This is a genomic window from Pantoea sp. 1B4 (assembly GCF_016925765.1).
Lineage (GTDB): Bacteria > Pseudomonadota > Gammaproteobacteria > Enterobacterales > Enterobacteriaceae > Pantoea > Pantoea agglomerans.
In genome coordinates, this window is the sequence record NZ_JAEUWZ010000005.1 from 324,720 (window position 1) to 342,055 (window position 17,336).

At 55.4% G+C, this 17,336-nt stretch carries 14 protein-coding genes and 4 pseudogenes; 9 read left to right on the forward strand and 9 right to left on the reverse strand.

Translation table 11 applies throughout. From position 1 onward, the window contains the following. The first annotated feature begins 2 nt into the window (after positions 1–2). Together JNO11_RS23150 and JNO11_RS23155 are read left to right on the forward strand one after the other, a co-directional pair. Positions 3–761 carry a thiazole synthase gene (locus tag JNO11_RS23150; RefSeq protein ID WP_010247482.1) on the forward strand — a complete coding sequence of 253 codons (759 nt, stop codon included), beginning with the start codon at positions 3–5 and terminating at the stop codon, positions 759–761. Between the two features lie 9 nt (positions 762–770). Continuing rightward, positions 771–1,740 (forward strand): annotated as a pseudogene (locus JNO11_RS23155) (HesA/MoeB/ThiF family protein). Positions 1,741–1,749: 9 nt separating this feature from the next. Here the strand turns inward: JNO11_RS23155 and JNO11_RS23160 are convergent. Both JNO11_RS23160 and JNO11_RS23165 read right to left on the reverse strand, forming a co-directional pair. After that, on the reverse strand, positions 1,750–2,163 hold the full coding sequence (locus JNO11_RS23160; RefSeq protein WP_325178003.1) for an ASCH domain-containing protein: 414 nt from the start codon (positions 2,161–2,163) through the stop codon (positions 1,750–1,752). A gap of 252 nt (positions 2,164–2,415) precedes the next feature. Next, complete coding sequence (locus JNO11_RS23165; RefSeq protein ID WP_061703399.1) at positions 2,416–2,958, reverse strand: thioredoxin domain-containing protein; 543 nt, start codon at positions 2,956–2,958, stop codon at positions 2,416–2,418. 317 nt (positions 2,959–3,275) lie between these two features. On the opposite strand from JNO11_RS23165, the gene JNO11_RS23170 reads away from it, so the two are divergent. The 6 genes and pseudogenes from JNO11_RS23170 (at position 3,276) to JNO11_RS23195 (ending at position 9,739) form a co-directional block, all read left to right on the forward strand. Beyond that, positions 3,276–3,545, forward strand: coding sequence for a hypothetical protein (locus JNO11_RS23170; RefSeq protein WP_031593389.1), 270 nt, complete (start codon positions 3,276–3,278; stop codon positions 3,543–3,545). A gap of 447 nt (positions 3,546–3,992) precedes the next feature. Beyond that, positions 3,993–4,583, forward strand: coding sequence for a fimbrial protein (locus JNO11_RS23175; RefSeq protein WP_033773802.1), 591 nt, complete (start codon positions 3,993–3,995; stop codon positions 4,581–4,583). 97 nt (positions 4,584–4,680) lie between these two features. Then, positions 4,681–5,308, forward strand: a pseudogene (locus JNO11_RS23180) (molecular chaperone). A 117-nt stretch (positions 5,309–5,425) separates the two neighbouring features. Further along, complete coding sequence (locus JNO11_RS23185; protein WP_325178004.1) at positions 5,426–7,876, forward strand: fimbrial biogenesis outer membrane usher protein; 2,451 nt, start codon at positions 5,426–5,428, stop codon at positions 7,874–7,876. 16 nt (positions 7,877–7,892) lie between these two features. Beyond that, positions 7,893–9,002, forward strand: coding sequence for a fimbrial protein (locus tag JNO11_RS23190; protein ID WP_325178005.1), 1,110 nt, complete (start codon positions 7,893–7,895; stop codon positions 9,000–9,002). 209 nt (positions 9,003–9,211) lie between these two features. After that, positions 9,212–9,739 (forward strand): sterol desaturase family protein, encoded by a 528-nt coding sequence (locus tag JNO11_RS23195; RefSeq protein ID WP_010247467.1) that lies wholly within the window; start codon positions 9,212–9,214, stop codon positions 9,737–9,739. Here JNO11_RS23195 and crtB read toward each other — a convergent pair. From crtB to JNO11_RS23225, 6 genes and pseudogenes are all read right to left on the reverse strand, one after another. Then, positions 9,678–10,607, reverse strand: a complete 930-nt coding sequence (crtB, locus tag JNO11_RS23200; protein WP_033780147.1) for a 15-cis-phytoene synthase CrtB — start codon at positions 10,605–10,607, stop codon at positions 9,678–9,680. The genes JNO11_RS23195 and crtB overlap by 62 nt on opposite strands. Next, positions 10,604–12,083, reverse strand: a pseudogene (locus JNO11_RS23205) (phytoene desaturase). The gene crtB and the pseudogene JNO11_RS23205 overlap by 4 nt, the downstream one beginning before the upstream one ends. Further along, positions 12,080–13,240 (reverse strand): lycopene beta-cyclase CrtY, encoded by a 1,161-nt coding sequence (gene crtY, locus JNO11_RS23210; protein WP_325178006.1) that lies wholly within the window; start codon positions 13,238–13,240, stop codon positions 12,080–12,082. The pseudogene JNO11_RS23205 and the gene crtY overlap by 4 nt, the downstream one beginning before the upstream one ends. Further along, on the reverse strand, positions 13,227–14,522 hold the full coding sequence (locus JNO11_RS23215) for a glycosyltransferase (RefSeq protein ID WP_325178007.1): 1,296 nt from the start codon (positions 14,520–14,522) through the stop codon (positions 13,227–13,229). Before JNO11_RS23215 ends, crtY begins: the two co-directional genes overlap by 14 nt. 9 nt (positions 14,523–14,531) lie before the next feature. After that, positions 14,532–15,440 carry a polyprenyl synthetase family protein gene (locus JNO11_RS23220; protein ID WP_010670731.1) on the reverse strand — a complete coding sequence of 303 codons (909 nt, stop codon included), beginning with the start codon at positions 15,438–15,440 and terminating at the stop codon, positions 14,532–14,534. A 218-nt stretch (positions 15,441–15,658) separates the two neighbouring features. Further along, positions 15,659–16,190, reverse strand: a pseudogene (locus JNO11_RS23225) (YtfJ family protein). A 172-nt stretch (positions 16,191–16,362) separates the two neighbouring features. Here JNO11_RS23225 and JNO11_RS23230 point away from each other — a divergent pair. After that, a complete protein-coding gene (locus tag JNO11_RS23230) occupies positions 16,363–16,590 on the forward strand; it encodes a hypothetical protein (RefSeq protein WP_010247439.1) in 228 nt (75 codons plus the stop codon). A gap of 45 nt (positions 16,591–16,635) precedes the next feature. Here the strand turns inward: JNO11_RS23230 and JNO11_RS23235 are convergent, their stop codons facing one another. Continuing rightward, positions 16,636–17,313, reverse strand: a complete 678-nt coding sequence (locus JNO11_RS23235; protein WP_033773813.1) for a pirin family protein — start codon at positions 17,311–17,313, stop codon at positions 16,636–16,638. Positions 17,314–17,336 lie beyond the last annotated feature (23 nt).

The following is a 17,336-nucleotide window of genomic DNA, read 5'->3' on the forward strand; positions in this document are numbered from 1 at the left end:
CCATGTTCTATCAATTTACTCCGCAATCCCGATTTCTGCTCGGCACGGCCGGTTATCCGTCACCGGACATTCTGCATCAGGCGATCAACGCGTCAGGCGCGGAGATTATTACCGTCAGCCTGCGACGGGAAGGCAGTGAAGGCGGCGCTTTCCGCACGCTGCTGCAACAGCTCAACAAACGTATTCTGCCGAATACGGCGGGCTGCCACACGGTAAAAGAGGCGGTGACGACGGCGCAGATGGCGCGTGAACTGTTCGACACACCGTGGATCAAGCTGGAGGTGATTGGCCATGCCGACACGCTGCAGCCCGATCCTTTTGCCCTGGTTGAGGCTGCGCGGATTCTCTGCGCTGACGGGTTCCAGGTGTTTCCCTACACCACGGAAGATCTGATTGTCGGCGAAAAATTGCTGGAAGCGGGCTGTGAAGTGCTGATGCCCTGGGGCGCGCCGATCGGCTCCGGCCAGGGGCTGCGTAATATCGAGGGACTGCGCGCTATGCGTGCGTGGTTTAAAGATGTGCCGCTGATTATTGATGCGGGCATTGGCGCGCCTGGCCAGGCGGCTCAGGCGATGGAGATGGGTTTTGATGGCGTGCTGCTCAACACGGCGGTGGCAAAAGCGCGCGATCCGGTGCGCATGGCCGGTGCTTTTGCTGCTGCGATCCACGGCGGACACGAGGCGTTTCAGGCGGGATTGATGGAGCAGCGCGACATGGCGTCTGCCTCTACGCCCATTTTTGGTCTGGCACAATTCAGTTAAGGAGCAGCGATGGAGCGTTATCAGCGACAGACGATGTTGCCAGAGATTGGTGAGGCGGGGCAGCAGCGGCTGAGCAGGGCAAAGGTGCTGGTGGTGGGCGCAGGCGGGCTTAGTGCAACGCTGCTGCCGTTACTGGCAGGCGCGGGTGTGGGATTTATCCGTCTTTACGATGGCGATCGGGTTGAACTGCACAACCTCCACCGGCAGACGCTGTTTGGCGTCGACGATGTGGGTCAGCAGAAAGTATTTTGCGCTCAGGGTGCGCTGGCGCAGCGCAATCCTGACTGCCACGTTGAGGCGCATCCACACGCGCTAAGCGCCAGTCAACTGCCGCAGGCGCTGGAGGGAATTGATCTGGTGGTGGATGCGGCGGATAACTTCGCCATTACTTATCAGCTCTCCGACGCCTGTTATCCGGCAGGCCTGCCGCTGATCTGCGCCTCGGTGCTGGGACGCAAAGGCTATGTTGGCGGATTCTGTGGCGGTGCGCCTGGCTATCGCGCGCTGTTCCCGCAGTTGCCCACGGCCTCGGGTAACTGCAATACGGCAGGCGTAATGGGACCGGCGGTAGCGACGCTGGGCGCAATGCAGGCGCAGATGGCGCTGAGCGTATTGTTAAAACTGACGCCATCGCCGCTCGGCTGCATGATCCACTGTGACTTTGTTGACTGGCATGTACGGCAGTTTCGTTTTGACGACGCGCCAGAACCTGACGCGCCCGGCACGCCCTTTATCGATCGGGCCATGCTGATGGAGGATGATTGCATAGTGGAGTTGCGCAGCCTGGAAGAGGCACCGATCAGTGTGGCCGAGCGGGTGGTGCGAATTCTGCCGCAGCAAATAGCAGCCTGGCAACCGCCGGTCAATCAGCGTGTGGTTCTGGTGTGTGCCAGTGGCATGCGCGCAGCCCAGGCGGCTGAGAACCTTGCCGCGCGGGGGGATTGCGCGGCTTGCGCTGGTGGCGGCAAACACGCTGTAGCGTGCCGGTTTAGACTACCTCGACCAGCTGGAACGTCTCGAAGATCAGCTCAATTTCGCTGTGAAAATAGCCTTCACGCTCGAAGTAGCGCTGATGTTCCTGACGCCAGTGGTCGAGGCTCATATCGCCTTCACCCTCCAGCATCGCCATCTCGGGCGTCACGCGGTCAAAGCGCGTCAGGAACAATCCGGTGGTGCGGATCACGCAGACGGGCTGCTGTTCGCCGTTGAGAACAATGCTGTAACCGCCCGGTTGAGGCAATGCTTCCTGATCCTGCCAGCTCCGCAACGACCCGCAGGTGGCCACTTTCTTACCGGCAATAATCAGCGTTGCGAGCTCGCTGGCTAATTCCGGGGAGTCACCAAATGCATCTGTGAAGGCACCCGGATATTTGTCCTGCAGTTGTTGCAGCGTCATCGTCATCAGCAAATCCTCAATGAATTAGGCGTGCGGGCCCGGCGTAACGTCAGGTTATCGCCATGCAGGCCAGCGGTGCCGTTAAGATGAACAACAGCAGCGGCTTTAATCCCACCGTCTGCTGCTGATAGCGGTACAGCTTACCCGGCCTCCACATGGGAAAACAGGCTTAATTATCAGGATATTGAGTTTGCGCGTGAGTGGGGTCGCAAAGGAGAGACTCAGTCTGGCGCGGCCAGGCACAGCCGCGCACTAAGATTAACGAATCAGAAAGCTTGCCCAGTGCGCTATATCGTCACCGCTGCTGATTTCGGGCTGTACCAGACCGTTAACCATAAAGGTTGGTGAAACGTGAATGCCGTTCTGACGCGCATACTTGCAGTGCCATTTAATGGCGTTCTGCAGGTCGGGCTGATCAAACGCGGCGCTGGCATTCACGCCGCTGTAATCTTTCAGGCGGGCGAGGATCTGATTCGGCGTGGCATCGCGGTTCGGACCGGTACAGTGATCTGTGAACTCAAACTCTTCACGGTGATCGGCCACCGCCTGCATCACCTTTTTCGCGGCCTCTTTACTTTCGCAGGCGGCGGCAAGGATATAGCGCACTATCAGCCCGGAATAGAGGTGCCACGGCTGTGATTGCAGACGGATCTTCAGGGTGATGTTCTCTTCACCCGCGTGCGCCAGTAACGCCTCGAATTTATTGAAGGCGCGCACCGAAAAAGGACAGGTGGGTTCCAGAAAGACTTCAAATATCTCAGGGCCGTGGCCCCATACCAGTACATCAGCGTGCTGACTCATCGACAACTCCTTGAACATTAACGAGACGGGAAACCTGTTTACCCTGGCAAATCCCTCTGACATCAGCCAGTTAAGAATCAGCTGCAATTGTTACAAAAAACAGCAATCAGCTGATGAGTCGCGTGTAATACGCGACAGGCAGGTCCATTAGTCGTTAGAATTGCCAACTTTGGCATTTTCAACTGCTGGCACGGCGTAGCCGCCCACGAACAGCTATAGTTGTCAGCAGTGTGCAATCTTTTGCAGGATGCAGCCATTTAAGCTGCTTCACTGCTGTTTGTTTGCCCGGAGCTGATAAGCGTTAGAAGAGGTTAATTTTGCATACCGATCTCACCTGGAAAACTCTCCATCACGTCATCAATCAGACGATTTCTGACATGCTTGACGAGCAGCAGACCATTGATGTGTTATCACTGCGCGCCCGCCTGCATGAACTGGCTGAAAAAGAGGAGGATGAGGTTATGCTGCTCTGTTACTGGCAGGCGAGCAAAATTCTGATGCGCTTACCCACGACCGTCACCGCCAGTCAGTTAATGACCGCGGCACGCCACGCTTTTCGCACTCCCATAGGTCACGATTTGCTTTGAGCTGACTGGCTCGCGGCATCAGTAAAAATCACGCAAGTCGAAAACCTGGTGTGGCTAATGATGTAAAACCCGAGGTGAGCCGCTGCTAATCACCGCTGAGAATTTCCGGCACTGCATAATTTTCACGGCGGCCAACTTATATATTCGCATTCTGGAATGAATATATATTTAAGGTTTATATTAAGTGCCGTCTTAGTAAAAATAGTTTTTCAATAAATAATCTTTTTTACCTTCTTAAAGTGATGTAGATCAAGGAAGGCTACCAATGTATCTCTTCTGTGTAAGAACCTGAACGTCTCGTTTAATTTTTATATAGCCGAGAGAGGCTAATATAGCAGCAACATAATAAACCTCAGGTTGTTATGTTGGCGCATTTCTGTAAATGCATATTTATCCATCAGGTGACTCATTGCAGCCACTTTGCATGTATTAAAAGAGACAGGTTTGATGAATATCAGAAAACATATTCTGCCCGTGGCACTGGCTGGCCTTATGGTGTCCGGATCAGCATTAGCAACGCCTGCTGATGGCCCATCACCGATTACTCCTAATCCGGGAGCAGCAGCCGGTACACAGGGTGCCGGTGGTGAAGTGAAATTTACCGGCGAAATTACCGATGTTTCCTGTGACGTTTCTACCGCCAGTAAAAACCAGAGCGTTGATTTAGGTAAATGGGCGAAATCGTATTTCGAAAGCCGTAACGAAACTACAGAAACGCCATTCACTATCTCTGTTAAGGATTGTCCTTCATCAGTTAAAACCGTGGCTGTGCTGTTTGATGGCGATAAAGATAGCGGTGACAACTCCCTGCTGAAAGTCACCAGCGGTGGTGCGTCCGGCGTAGGAATTAAACTTTATGAAGCTGACCGCAGCACACCGATTGCTATCGGATCCGTCTCCAAAGCGGTCAGCCTGGTAACGGCTGACGAGGGCGGTTCTGCGGACTTAAATTTCTTTGCCGATTATAAAAGTGATGGTGCGCCGATTGCTGTCGGTGCTGCCAACTCAGTCTCTAACTTTGTGATGATTTATAACTGATTAATAGCAGGGGTAACCCTGCTTCCCCTCCGAAATATCGATGGCACAAATATCTATGTTTAAGGTAATAAGACTTATTTCACTCTTTTCTGCGTGCATGCTGGGCATGGCTGCCCATGCGGGTGTGGTAATGGGAGGGACGCGTGTTATTTTTGTGGAAGGCAAAAAAGGAGGCAACACTTTCGGTTACCAATCAGGATAAAAATACGCCGTATCTGGTTGAATCCTGGATAGAGAACTTTGATCAAAATAATCATTCCCGGGTACCATTTATTGTTACGCCACCGCTATTCCGGCTTGATGCGGAAAAAGAGAATCTGTTAAGGATTAATTATCTGGGGATGCCCCTGCCGAAAGATCGTGAATCGGTATTCTGGCTGAATGTGAAATCTATTTCACCGACGCCGCGCGATAAAAGTAACCAGCTTCAGGTCAATATTAAATCGAAATTTAAGCTTTTTTATCGGCCAAAAGATTTGCCGGGTAATCCGGCTGATGCCTGGCAGCAACTCTCATTCCGCCATGAAGGCAATCAGCTGATTGCGCATAACCCAACGCCTTACTTTGTCTCATTTTATTCGCTCAGCGTTAATCATCACGAGATACAGGATCCTGGCATGATTGGCCCTGGAGAAGATCGGCACTGGCGCGTCGCTGATTCCGGCGCAGTGAGCTGGTCTGCAATCAACGACTATGGCGGCATTACCGAACAACGTACGCGCTAGTTGTTATTTGTAATTTATTTTGTTTTAAACCCGGGGCCATCATCAGTGAAAGTTAATCAGCACGCTCAGAGAGGAAAGAGAAGGTACGCAAAGCCGCTTTACGCCTCTCCCTGGTTAATGCTGATTTTGTTCTGCCCGCTGCGTGGTGCTCGTGCGGATGACTATTTTGACCCGGCGGCACTGGAGTTCTCATCCGATCAACATCACGCCACCGATCTCCACTATTTTGCTCGTGAGGGCGGACAGCAACCCGGCACTTATCATGTCACGCTGTTGCTCAACAACAGAGTTATTGATAGCCGCGATGTCAGCTTCGTACAGGGCAGAGCCGGGCTGGTTCCGCAACTGACGGTGGCAGAGCTGGCCGCGATGGGGGTGAACGTCAACGGTTTTTCCGCGCTCACTAATCTGAAGAAAGATGAGGCCATCGAAGAGTTAGGCGATTTCATTCCCGATGCATCGACCCACTTTGATTTCGCGCATCAGCAGTTAAACCTTTCAATTCCACAGATCGCGCTGATGGTGAAAGATCGCGATTATGTCAATCCAGCACGCTGGGATGAGGGGGTATCGGCTGCTTTTGTGAACTATACCTTGTCTGGCAGCAGTAGCCGCAATCACAGTGACCGCTGGAACTCGACGTTACTCAGCCTGCGCAGCGGGGCCAATCTTGGTGCATGGCGGCTGCGTAACACGTCCACATGGCGCTACGATCTGGCCAGTCAATGGCAGTCTCAGACCTCATTTCTGGAGCGGGATCTTAAGGCGCTGAAAAGCCAGTTTCGGGTAGGGGATACCTATACGTCCGGCGATATTTTTGACAGCGTGCAGTTTCGCGGTATGCAGATCATGTCTGATGACACCATGCTGCCGGAAAGCCAGCGCGGCTTCGCCCCGATGATCCACGGCATCGCCCATAGTAATGCGCGGGTTACGGTGAGCCAGCACGGCTATGTGATTTATGAAACCGTGGTCGCACCGGGTGCGTTCGAAATCAAAGATCTCTATCCCACCTCCCAGAGCGGTGACCTTGAGATTACCATTCATGAAAGTGATGGCTCGGTGCGCACCTTCACTCAGCCTTACTCTGCCGTGCCTTATATGCTGCGTCAGGGCCATCTGAAATACAGCGTCAGTAGCGGTCGTTATCACTACTCAGGCAGCAGCAACCTGCGTTCGCCTGAGTTTGTGCAATCCACGCTGTTCTACGGACTGCCGCATGACTTTACCGCCTTTGGTGGCGTGCAACTCGCGCAAAACTATCACGCTGTGGCGGCGGGCCTGGGTAAAAGCCTGGGCGATTTTGGCTCGCTGGGAACCGATATGACTCTGGCAAAAACCCGTATGCCGGAAGGACAAAGCCGGAGTGGTCAGTCGGTGCGTGTGCAATATCAGAAAAATTTCTCCTCCACCAATACGACCTTCAGCATGGCAAGCTATCGCTACTCTTCCAGCGGTTTTTACGCCTTCAGCCAGGCCAATGCGATGACCAGTCCGGCAAGCTATGTGGCTAACAAACGCAGTCGCTCGGAGATTTCAGTCTCTCAGGGTATCGGTGATTATGGCAGCCTCAGTGCCTCCGCGTATGTTCAGCGTTACTGGCGATCAGACAATGAAGATCGCACATTACATCTGGGCTTCTACAGCAATTACAACGCCATTTCGTGGGGCATTGCCTGGTTTTACAACGACTCGACCAGTGCCCGTAAAGCTGATCGCGCGGTCTCTTTTAATGTCTCCATCCCCTTCAGCGCGCTGCTGCCAGACAGCTTCGTCAGCTACAGCATGAATGCCACCAATGATGGCGATGTGTCTCAGCAGGTCAGTCTTTCGGGCAGCGCGTTGCAGGACGATAACCTGCACTACAACCTGCAACAGGGCCATGACAGTCAGGGACAGAACGTGAACAGCAACGGCTCGCTGGACTATCGCGGCAGTCGCGGCAGCGTCAGTGTCGGGGTCAGTCACGATCGACACAGCAGCCAGTTTAACTATGGCCTGTCGGGTGGGATCGTCGCGCATGAACACGGCATTACTTTGAGCCAGCCGCTGGGCGATACCTTCGCGATTGTTCGGGTACCGGATACGGCAGATGTGGGCATCCAGAGCGGCAGCAAAGTGGTCACTGATGGCCGCGGCTATGCGATTGTGCCTTCACTCTCGCCCTACCAGGAAAACGCTATCGAACTGGAAACGGATACGCTGCCCGACAACGTTGACGTCGAACTGGATGGGCAAAAGGCTATCCCTACGCGTGGAGCAATTGTGATGACCGACTATACCACCCACGTAGGTAACAGGGTGTTGTTCACCCTTACCTGGCAGGATACTTTTCCGCCCTTCGGTGCGGCTGGCCAGGTCGCACTTGCTGCCGCGGGTAAAGAGAGCAGTACCAGCGGCATCGTGGCCGAAAAAGGGGAATTTTATCTGAGCGGTGTACCGGCTCAGGGCATCATCGAAGTGAACTGGCAGGATGAGGGAGGGCAGAAAAGCTGTCGCGCACCGTTCCGCCTGCCAGCCGCCACTGGCTCTAACCCGGTCAGGCTGGTCTCTGCGGTTTGTCAGTAATCCACAGGAATTTAAGATGAAATCAGTTCAGCGATTAATGACAGGAATCATACTGATGATCCCGGCGCTGGTTTGTTTGCAGGCGCTGGGGCAGGAGTCCTGTCAGGGTATCAGTCAGGTTGTGGTACAGGTGCAAAACGTCAACTATGTGCCGGGCGCAGCCGATGGCACGGCCATCTCGGCGCAGATGCCTTTGCAAAGCAGTAATGCCTTTACCTGCAATAGAAACAGCGGTGAGCAGGGCTATAACTACAAGGATCTGGGGTTTGAGATTAACGCCGAAGAGTCCGGCTTACAGACGAATATTGCGGGCGGTCATAATACGCCAATATATCGTGTGCCGGGAGTAGATAGCATCGGATTCGCTATTGGTTTCAGGGAGCCCTCCTGGTGCGCCGGTACCTTCTCTGATACCAGCGGCAAGGGCAAAATCAGCTCGATCTGTAATTCCCATACCGGCCCACAGTTGAATTCTGCACATGACATTACACTTCAGTCCTATGTGGTCTTCTATAAAATCCCGGGCCAGCAATCGCCGCTTAATCCAGGCAATCAACCGGCCAACGTCGGTGAGGTGAATATTGGCAATGCCAGCTTAAAGGTGGGGGATAGTGCAGCCAGTAGTCAGCCGATCAATGATAAGCCGCAGATCTTCCTCTCCAGCTTTACCGTGCAATATGGCAGCTGTGCCGTTGTCACCTCCCAGTCCGTGATTAATGTGGAGATGGGAAAAGTGAGTAAGGCAGAGTTTAGCGGTATCGGTAGCCGGGCGGGAAGTGAAAAAGGTTTTCAGATTCAGGTGATGTGTGAACACAGTGCAGCGGTTAAAGTGGGCTTCTTCGGTATGACTACTGCGGGTGATAAGGATGCCCTTAGCCTGACGCCACAGAGCAACTCTGCTTCAGGTGTGGGCATTGCCCTGACCTATGGGTCGGGCCTGCAGGTTCCTGAAGGCCAGCGGGTCCCTCTGAATGTGCCGACCGATCAACTGCCGGTGCTGACGACGATCTCCTCACCCAATCAAACGAAGTCGATGGCGTTTAACGCGCAATATATTCAGACCGACGGGCAGGTTATGGCGGGCAAAGCGGACAGCACGGTGACCTTTAACCTGGTTTATAACTAGGTTGTTCAGACGGTGCATTACAGGTGGGGACGGTGTAATGCATGCTGAATGCGCCACATGTTTCTACCCTGAGCGCTGACAAAATCATTATCCGGGCTATCTCCTGCAGCAATCGTTAAAACCGGCACAACCCGACCCGCTGTTTTCCCCAATCTCTGTTAAAATTGAACCTCTGCGCCACTTTGCAGGATGCATGTTCGGGAGAAACTATGTTGTGGATTTGGAATGCCCTGATTGTTCTGGTCACTGTTATCGGAATGGAGATAACGGCTGCACTGGCGCACAGATACATTATGCATGGCTGGGGTTGGGGCTGGCATCTGTCACATCATGAACCGCATAAAGGCTGGTTTGAGGTTAATGACCTCTATGCCGTAGTGTTCGCCGCTCTGTCGATTTTGCTCATTTATCTGGGCAGCACGGGTGTCTGGCCCTTGCAGTGGATCGGCGCGGGTATGACGCTCTACGGCCTGCTCTATTTTATTGTGCATGACGGCCTGGTGCATCAGCGCTGGCCATTCCGCTATGTTCCGCGCCGGGGTTATTTACGCAGGCTTTATATGGCGCACCGCATGCATCATGCGGTACGAGGCAAAGAGGGCTGTGTCTCGTTTGGCTTTCTTTACGCGCCGCCGCTGTCAAAACTGCAGGCGACGCTGCGAGAACGTCATGGCGTTAAACGGGGCGCTGCCAGAGATCAGCGGAGCGTGGAGCGTGACGCCCCACCCGGGAAGTAACTGCCTGACCCGATGCCGCCACCAGCAGTGCCAGTTTCTCTGGCGTGCTGGTGGACTGGCGTTGCTCCCACGCCTGTGAACCCGCCTGAACCACCTTCATACCGATTTTACGATAGACCTGCTGCGCTGTAGCAATCGCCCACGCTGAACGCAGCGGTAAACCCGGCAGGCCAGCCGACGCCGATCGATAATAGGGCTCCGCTGTTTCCACCAGCCGACGGGCGACGCGGCTGAGTGCCTGGCGATTTTGCGGATCGGCGAGATTCTCTCGGGTCAGCCCCTCTTCAGCCAGCCACGCAGCGGGCAGATAGCAGCGTCCCGCTTCAGCATCTTCAACGATATCGCGCGCAATATTGGTCAGCTGAAACGCCAGACCGAGATCGCAGGCGCGATCCAGCGTGGCGTTGTCGCGTACGCCCATAATCTGCGCCATCATCAGGCCAACCACGCCCGCGACGTGGTAACAGTAACGCAGCGTATCATCCAGCGTCTGATAGCGTGTCTCATGCACGTCCATCGCAAAGCCCGCCAGATGATCAAAAGCGTAAGCAGGCAGAATATCGTGTGCCATTGCCACCTCCTGAAAGGCCGCAAAGGCGGGCTCATGCATCTGGGATCCGGCATAGGCCTGACGCGTTTTCATCTCCAGCTGCGCCAGGCGCTGTTCGGCGGATTGCAGCGATGGCGTATCGTTACTGAATCCCAGCACCTGATCGTCAATCACATCATCACAGTGACGGCACCAGGCGTAGAGCATCAGCACGCTGCGTCGGGTTTTGGCATCAAACAGTTTTGACGCGGTGGCAAAGCTTTTCGATCCCACCTCCATGGTGTCTACGGCATGATCGAGCAGTGACGGACTATTCAAGCCAGATCCTCCAGCATCAATCCTGCGGTAGCCTTGGCCGAGCCAATCACGCCTGGAATACCCGCGCCAGGATGGGTACCTGCACCGACCAGATAGAGATTATTAATATTTTTATCGCGGTTGTGAGGCCGGAACCAGGCGCTTTGCGTCAGGATCGGCTCCACCGAGAAGGCCGAGCCCTGATACGCATTCAGCTCATCGCGGAAATCAAACGGCGTGAAGATGCGATGCGTGACCAACTGGCTCCGCAGGCCCGGCATATAGTGCTGTTCCAGATAGTCAAAAATGCGATCGCGCAGGCGCGGACCTTCAACGGCCCAGTCGATATCGGCGGTGCCGAGGTGCGGTACTGGCGCCAGCACGTAGTAGCTGCCGCAGCCCTCCGGCGCCAGTGAGGGATCGGTCACGCAGGGCGCATGCAGATAGAGCGAGAAGTCCTCTGCCAGGCCATCTTTGTTAAAGATCTCATCAATCAACTCACGATAGCGCGGACCAAAGCAGACCGTGTGGTGCGCCAGCTGATCGTGATGATGATTCAGGCCAAAATAGATCACAAACAGTGAGTTGCTCATGCGTTTGTTTTGCAGTGATCGTCCCTGCGCCTGCGAAGCGGGATGCTGGCTCAGCAGTTCGCGGTAGGTGTGAACCACATCTGCGTTGGAGGCAACCGCGCGGGTTGGGAAGACCCGGCCATCTTTCAGGTGTACCGCGGTAATCCTGTTTTCCTGGGTCTCCAGCCGGGCAACGCTGGCATTGAGCTCCACTTCGCCGCCCAGATCTTCAAACAGTTTCACCATGCCCTGCACCAGCGCGCCCGTGCCACCGCGCGGGAACCAGACGCCCCATTCACGTTCCAGCGCATGAATCAGGGTATAGATTGAGGAAGTGGCAAACGGATTTCCGCCCACCAGCAGTGAGTGGAAAGAGAAGGCCTGACGCAGATGCTCATCTTCAATGTAGCTCGCCACTTTGCTGTAAACGCTGCGCCATGCCTGAAGTTTTGCCAGCTGAGGCGCGGCCCGCAGCATATCGCGGAATGACAGAAACGGCACGGTGCCAAGTTTCAGATAGCCTTCAGCAAACACCGCTCGGGAATAGGCCAGAAAGCGACGATATCCTTCAACGTCACGCGGATTAAACGCGGCAATCTGCGCTTCCAGCGCGGGCTGATCGTTGTCATAACTGAACACCTTGCCGGACTCCCAGCAGAGGCGATAAAACGGCTTCACCGGCATCAGCTCGACATAGTCAGAGAGCTTTTTTACCCGCCAGGGTGAACAGCTCTTCAATGGCGCTGGGATCGGTGATTACCGTGGGGCCGGCATCAAACGTGAAGCCCTGATCCTGATAGACATAAGCCCGGCCGCCCGGCTTGTCACGCTGCTCCAGCAGTCGGGTGGGAACGCCTGACGCCTGAAGGCGAATTGCCAGAGCCAGACCACCAAAGCCTGCGCCAATTACTGTAGTTCTATTCATTGCATCGCCTGTTGACGGTGAGGAGTCATAATAGCCTGTAACGCCGCCAGAACGGGGACCGGGGGCTTGCCGCTTAAGATGCGCAGCCGATCAGGCAAAGTGAGTTTTCCCGCATAAAAACGGGCGATCAGACCTTCGGGAAGGCCGTAAAAACGTTGCATCACCTGCCAGCGCTGGTCAGCCGGGCCCGCCAGAAACAGCATACGGTTCAGCATGCGGAAGAAGCGCTGTTGCTGCCAGGCCTGACTGGCGAATTGCTGAATGGTGGCGTGCAGGGTCTCAGAGGTAAACGTCTGCATCTGCGCCAGCCGGTCAGCCAGCGCGACCGCCAGCGGCAGAGAATAGCCAGTAGTGGGATGGAATAAACCGGCACGCAAACCGCTGCAGGGCAGATCGCGTTTCTGCCAGAAGGCGGCCACGTCGCCAGTCAGCGTAATGGGTAACGCGCCTTGCTCTTCGCGTAGCAGCCGGTCTAATCGCCATCCCTGCTGCGCGGCATAGGCGCGGATATTCTGACGGGCGCGATCGCCTTCCAGCGTGGCGTTATCAATGTAGTGGGTATCTTCAATCAGCAGGGTGTCTGCAGAAAAGGGCAGGCTGTAGACAAAGCGATAGCCTGCCTGCTGATCTACCGTGGCATCCATGATGATCGGCGCGGTCAGGCCATGTGGCTCGCTGAGCTGCCACTCCTGTCCGACAAATGACTGGAAGCCCATGCGCAGCGCGGCATCGGGCTGGTAGCCACGGCCATCAATCACTGCGTCACTCTCCAGCACCCGGCCATCGTCCAGCGTAACCGCGCGTGAAGCGATGCTCGCAACCCGGGTATTCAGCAGCAGATCCGGCGCAAACCTGTCGCGGATGACCTGCGCGAAGCGCTCCGCAGTCACGCAAAAATAGCCACTGTTCAGGCTGCGACTGCGTTGGGGAAAGCGGACCTCATAGCCAGGCCAGTGATGTACTACCAGCGGAGCGATCCAGCGATGCTGCGTTTCGGTGAGATCTTCCGCATGAAACGACCAGGTGTGATTGGCACCCGGTTCACGTTCGGCGTCAATCAGCAGAATGCGCAGGGAGGGCCGCTGCTGTCTCAGGCGCAGGGCGATCAGCCCGTTGGCCAGTCCCGCACCCACCAGAATCAGATCATACCGCGGCATAGTGTCTCCTGGTGAGCACCGGCTGGCGGGTCAGCATCGCCTGTTCGACGATGTCCGCCGCCAGGGTGGTTCCGCCCGCCTGACGAAGTGCGCTACGCAGCGTTTTCATCTGCTGAACGTAGCTTTCATCAGCCAGTAAGGTCTGGAGCTGACGTGCCATGGAGTGGCTGGTGGTAAAGCGTGAGGCGCGACGTCCGATACCGTGCCAGACCACTCTGGCAGCCACACCCGGCTGATCAAAGGCCAGCGGGATCGTCAGCAGCGGCGTCAGGTGGTTAATCCCATCCAGCACCGTATTCATGCCGCCGTGCGTAATGACAAGATCGGCCTGCGCCAGTGCAGCCGCCTGGTCGGCAAAATCGACCACCTGAACATGGCTGGCCTGCGCCAGTTTCTCCGCCTGGAAAGGTGACAACCGACCGCAATGCGCCAGCAATAACTGAGCATCGATCTCCTGGCAGGCGCGTACGATGGTTTTAAACAGGCCGTAGCGATGTCCCTGCAGCGTGCCGAGTGAAGCAAAAATGCGCGGTCTGTCGCCATGCGGGAAGTAGCGAGGCTGAGATGCGGCGGATGCCTGTTCAGTGGTACGCAGCGGGCCAACCGAATGGAAATGATCGGGCAGCGCCTGGCGGGGAAAATCCAGTTCCGGGATCAGCTGGCTGATCTGCGCCAGCGGTGAAAAACAGTGATGCAGTTTTTCCCGTGGTGCTAATCCCATCGCATGAGCGTTGCGGGCGATCACCCGATCGTGACGTCGCATCAGCCAGTCATAGATTTTTTCACTGGTGCGATAGCGTTCCCGTGCCTGATCGGTCCTGGCATAGTCAAACGGCATCACGGCCAGCGGGAAATCCGCTTCACGGTTAAGTGGCAGCGCACAGGCAACCGAAACATAAGGCAGGTTCAGCGCTTCTGCCGCCAGTGCACCGGCAGGCTCCATCTGATCGACAATCACGCCATCAATCGCCAGGGTGCTCAGCACCACGGGCAGTTCACGACAGAGCATATCGGTGCTGCGGGCCATCTCATTGATCAGTTTCAGCATTGAGGGGCCGAGAGGATGCGCCGCCAGTTGCAGGGTATGTGCCAGACTGCCCGCCGGATGCGAGGCTAAACCCAGCGGGAAAAAGCCGATACGGCTATCGGTGAGTAGCGCGCCAACGTCCGTCTGCTGGATGAAAGTGATCTGGTGTCCGCGTGCGATTAAGGCCTGGCTAAGGTGCTGAAGCGCCTGCACATGGCTATAGAAAGGCGGTGCAATGACCGCAAAGTGGCTCATGCAGCATCCTTAACTGACGGCAGCGAGTTTTTTCTCAAACCAGGCCTGAACAAAATGGTGTGTGGCATAACCGTCCTGGCAGGCCGATAACAGATGCTCGCTGGCGCAGCGCAGATGATCGCGCAGTCGCGTTTCAACCGCCTGTGGTCCCAGCAGATTCACCAGCGTTGATTTCCCCTCATCCTGATGGGCATCTTTACCGGTGTCGGCCATGCCGTCAGTGAGATCGTCTAATAACTGGAAAGCCTGACCAAGATTAAGCGAAAAACGATGCAGCTGTTCGCGGGCTTCACCTGAGGCTTCAGCCACGATAGAGGCCATCTGCATGGAGGCGCAGAACAGGGTGCTGGTTTTATAGTGATTGGTCATCAGAATGGCGTCAGCACTGCGTGGCTTGTCACCTTCGGAGAGATCCTTAAACTGCCCCTGTACCAGCCCCTGCATGCCGACTGCGTGGGATAATTCTGCCACAGCGTCGGCTCTGGCGGTTGCCGTTAAGCCTTCTGCCGCAGCAACCACGCCGAATGCCTTACTCAGCAGGGCCACCGCGGCCAGAATCGCGACATGTTCACCATACTGGCAATGAATGGTCGGACGTCCGCGACGCAGTTGCGCATCATCCATGCAGGGCATGTCATCCAGAATCAGTGATGCGGCATGCACCATCTCTACCGCGCAGGCGAGATCGAGCAGGCCGGCAGGCGTGGCGTTGCAGCCCAGATCGCGCGCTGCCAGCAACAACAGCAGTGGACGGATACGCTTTCCTGGTGCCAGCGCACCGTCGCGCATGGCAGCGCCCACTAAGTCACGTTCGCTTTCAACCGGTAAAAGCTGATCAAGCCGTTGCTCAATGTCGTTCAACAGGCTGGCTGCATCGCTGTGTATGAAATTGACGTGTTGTTCTGCACAGACCGTCATCATGGCTGTCCTTATCTACAGAGGAAGTCACAGCAGGTCGAATGATTCGATGCCATCTTCAATAATCGTCCCCGACTGCCATAGCATAGTTGGCAGGTTTTCAAAGAACGGCGGGTTAATCCATTACAACTAAGAGTAGTTCACGATAATAAAAATGTCGGAGAATTCAGCAGCCTTCCGCGTTTTGCGGCGATAGCCGGACGAGCATTATGCGTGAATTAACCCAGTAATGCGCGCAGCTGTTTCATCACGCTGGCGACATCCTCCGCAGATAATGCGCCATCTTTAGCAAAGCGCACAATGCCTGCCGGATCAATCACCACCACGGACGCGCTTTCCGGCTTAAGATGCCAGCTGTGCGCGGTTACGCCACTGCTGTCGATAATGAATTGCTGCCACGGTGCCGCTTTTTTTACTGGAAGCGATGCTGCGCACCACAAAAATGGCACTGCCAGGCAGCGCATCGTCAGTATTCACGATGGTGGTGGTCTGAAAACGGTCACGCGGCAGGCTGGCCTGCTGAATGGCTTCGATTAATCGTGCACTCTGATCCTTCGCTGAGAGACGACCCGCCACATGAATCACCAGACGCACTTTTCCGGTCAGAGTCTGACTGTTCCAGCGCTGATAATTTATGTCGCCCTGATTCAGCACCATTTCGCCTTTATCGGCAACGAAGACAGGTGGTACAGGCTGACCAGGGGTCAGGGTGTGGGCGGTGGCAAAGCCGGAAAACAGCAGGGCAATCATCAATCCATAATGGCGCACGGGTTCCTCACTTCTTTCTCGGTTTGCGTCAGACGCGGTGAACGCTCTCATTAGCAGGCAGAAGATTAGTACCACATCTATGTTTCAGATCAATAAAAGCATTCAGGATTTGGCCTGAAAATGCAGGGGAGATTGTGTTTACAGGAGGTGGGAAATGAGTACAGCATTGATGACATTACCTGAATTTGCCCGTTATATCGGCATTGCCACCCCAACGCTGGCGCGCGCCTTTTGCTGCCGGGGATCGCTGGCGGGTGTGCCGCTGCCGCAGGCGCTGGATGATGCACCGCTGACGCAACGCCACTGGCTGCGCGATGATGTACGTCAGTTCGATCATGCCTATAAACGGGTTCAGGCGATGCAGCAACGTAGCACGCTTTAATCTGCTTAAAGCAAGAGATGAGCGCGGGAATTTCCCGCGCTTTTTTTATGCAAAATTATCGGGCTTTACCAGGAAGCAGACCAGATTGGCATCCCGATCGCCCACGATCTCAATGCTGGAATCCAGCCCGCTGACGGCATCACCGCGACTCAGTCGCAGATCGCCGACGCGAATAATCCCTTCAAGCACGGTAAGATAAGCGACAAAGCCCGGCATCGACGGCACGTCCAGCGTATGGTTGCGCTCAAGCAGTGTGTCGAAGATGTAGACTTCCTGGCGAAGTTCCAGCGGCGCATCAGACTCTTCCGGCCCGGCCAGTTCGGTCCAGCCATTGGTCATAATGCCCTGATCGCGCTCCAGCACCTGGGTCATTGCTTCACCGCCCCGAAGTGCCGGTCGGATAACCGCCTGTAACAGCTCCGCTTCATATAACGGCACCGACTCTTCATATTGAACGCCATCACCCGCGTTCACCACCATCACGCGTTTTGCAGAGAGCTGGGTACGTTCGCCATTACTGTCCTGATGCTGCATCGAACCACGCCACAGGTAGGTGAAAACTTCTTCATCCTGATGCTGCTGCATCGGAATCCGGGCATCGAGTTTTAGCGACATCAGATCAACACTGACCAGCGGGCTTAACGCCTCGCCAGGACGCTGGCGACGGACGGTAAAAGGACCGTACTCAAACAGTTGTTCAGGATTAGCTCGCACAATGTTCATGATTTGCTCTCAAATAAAGTGAC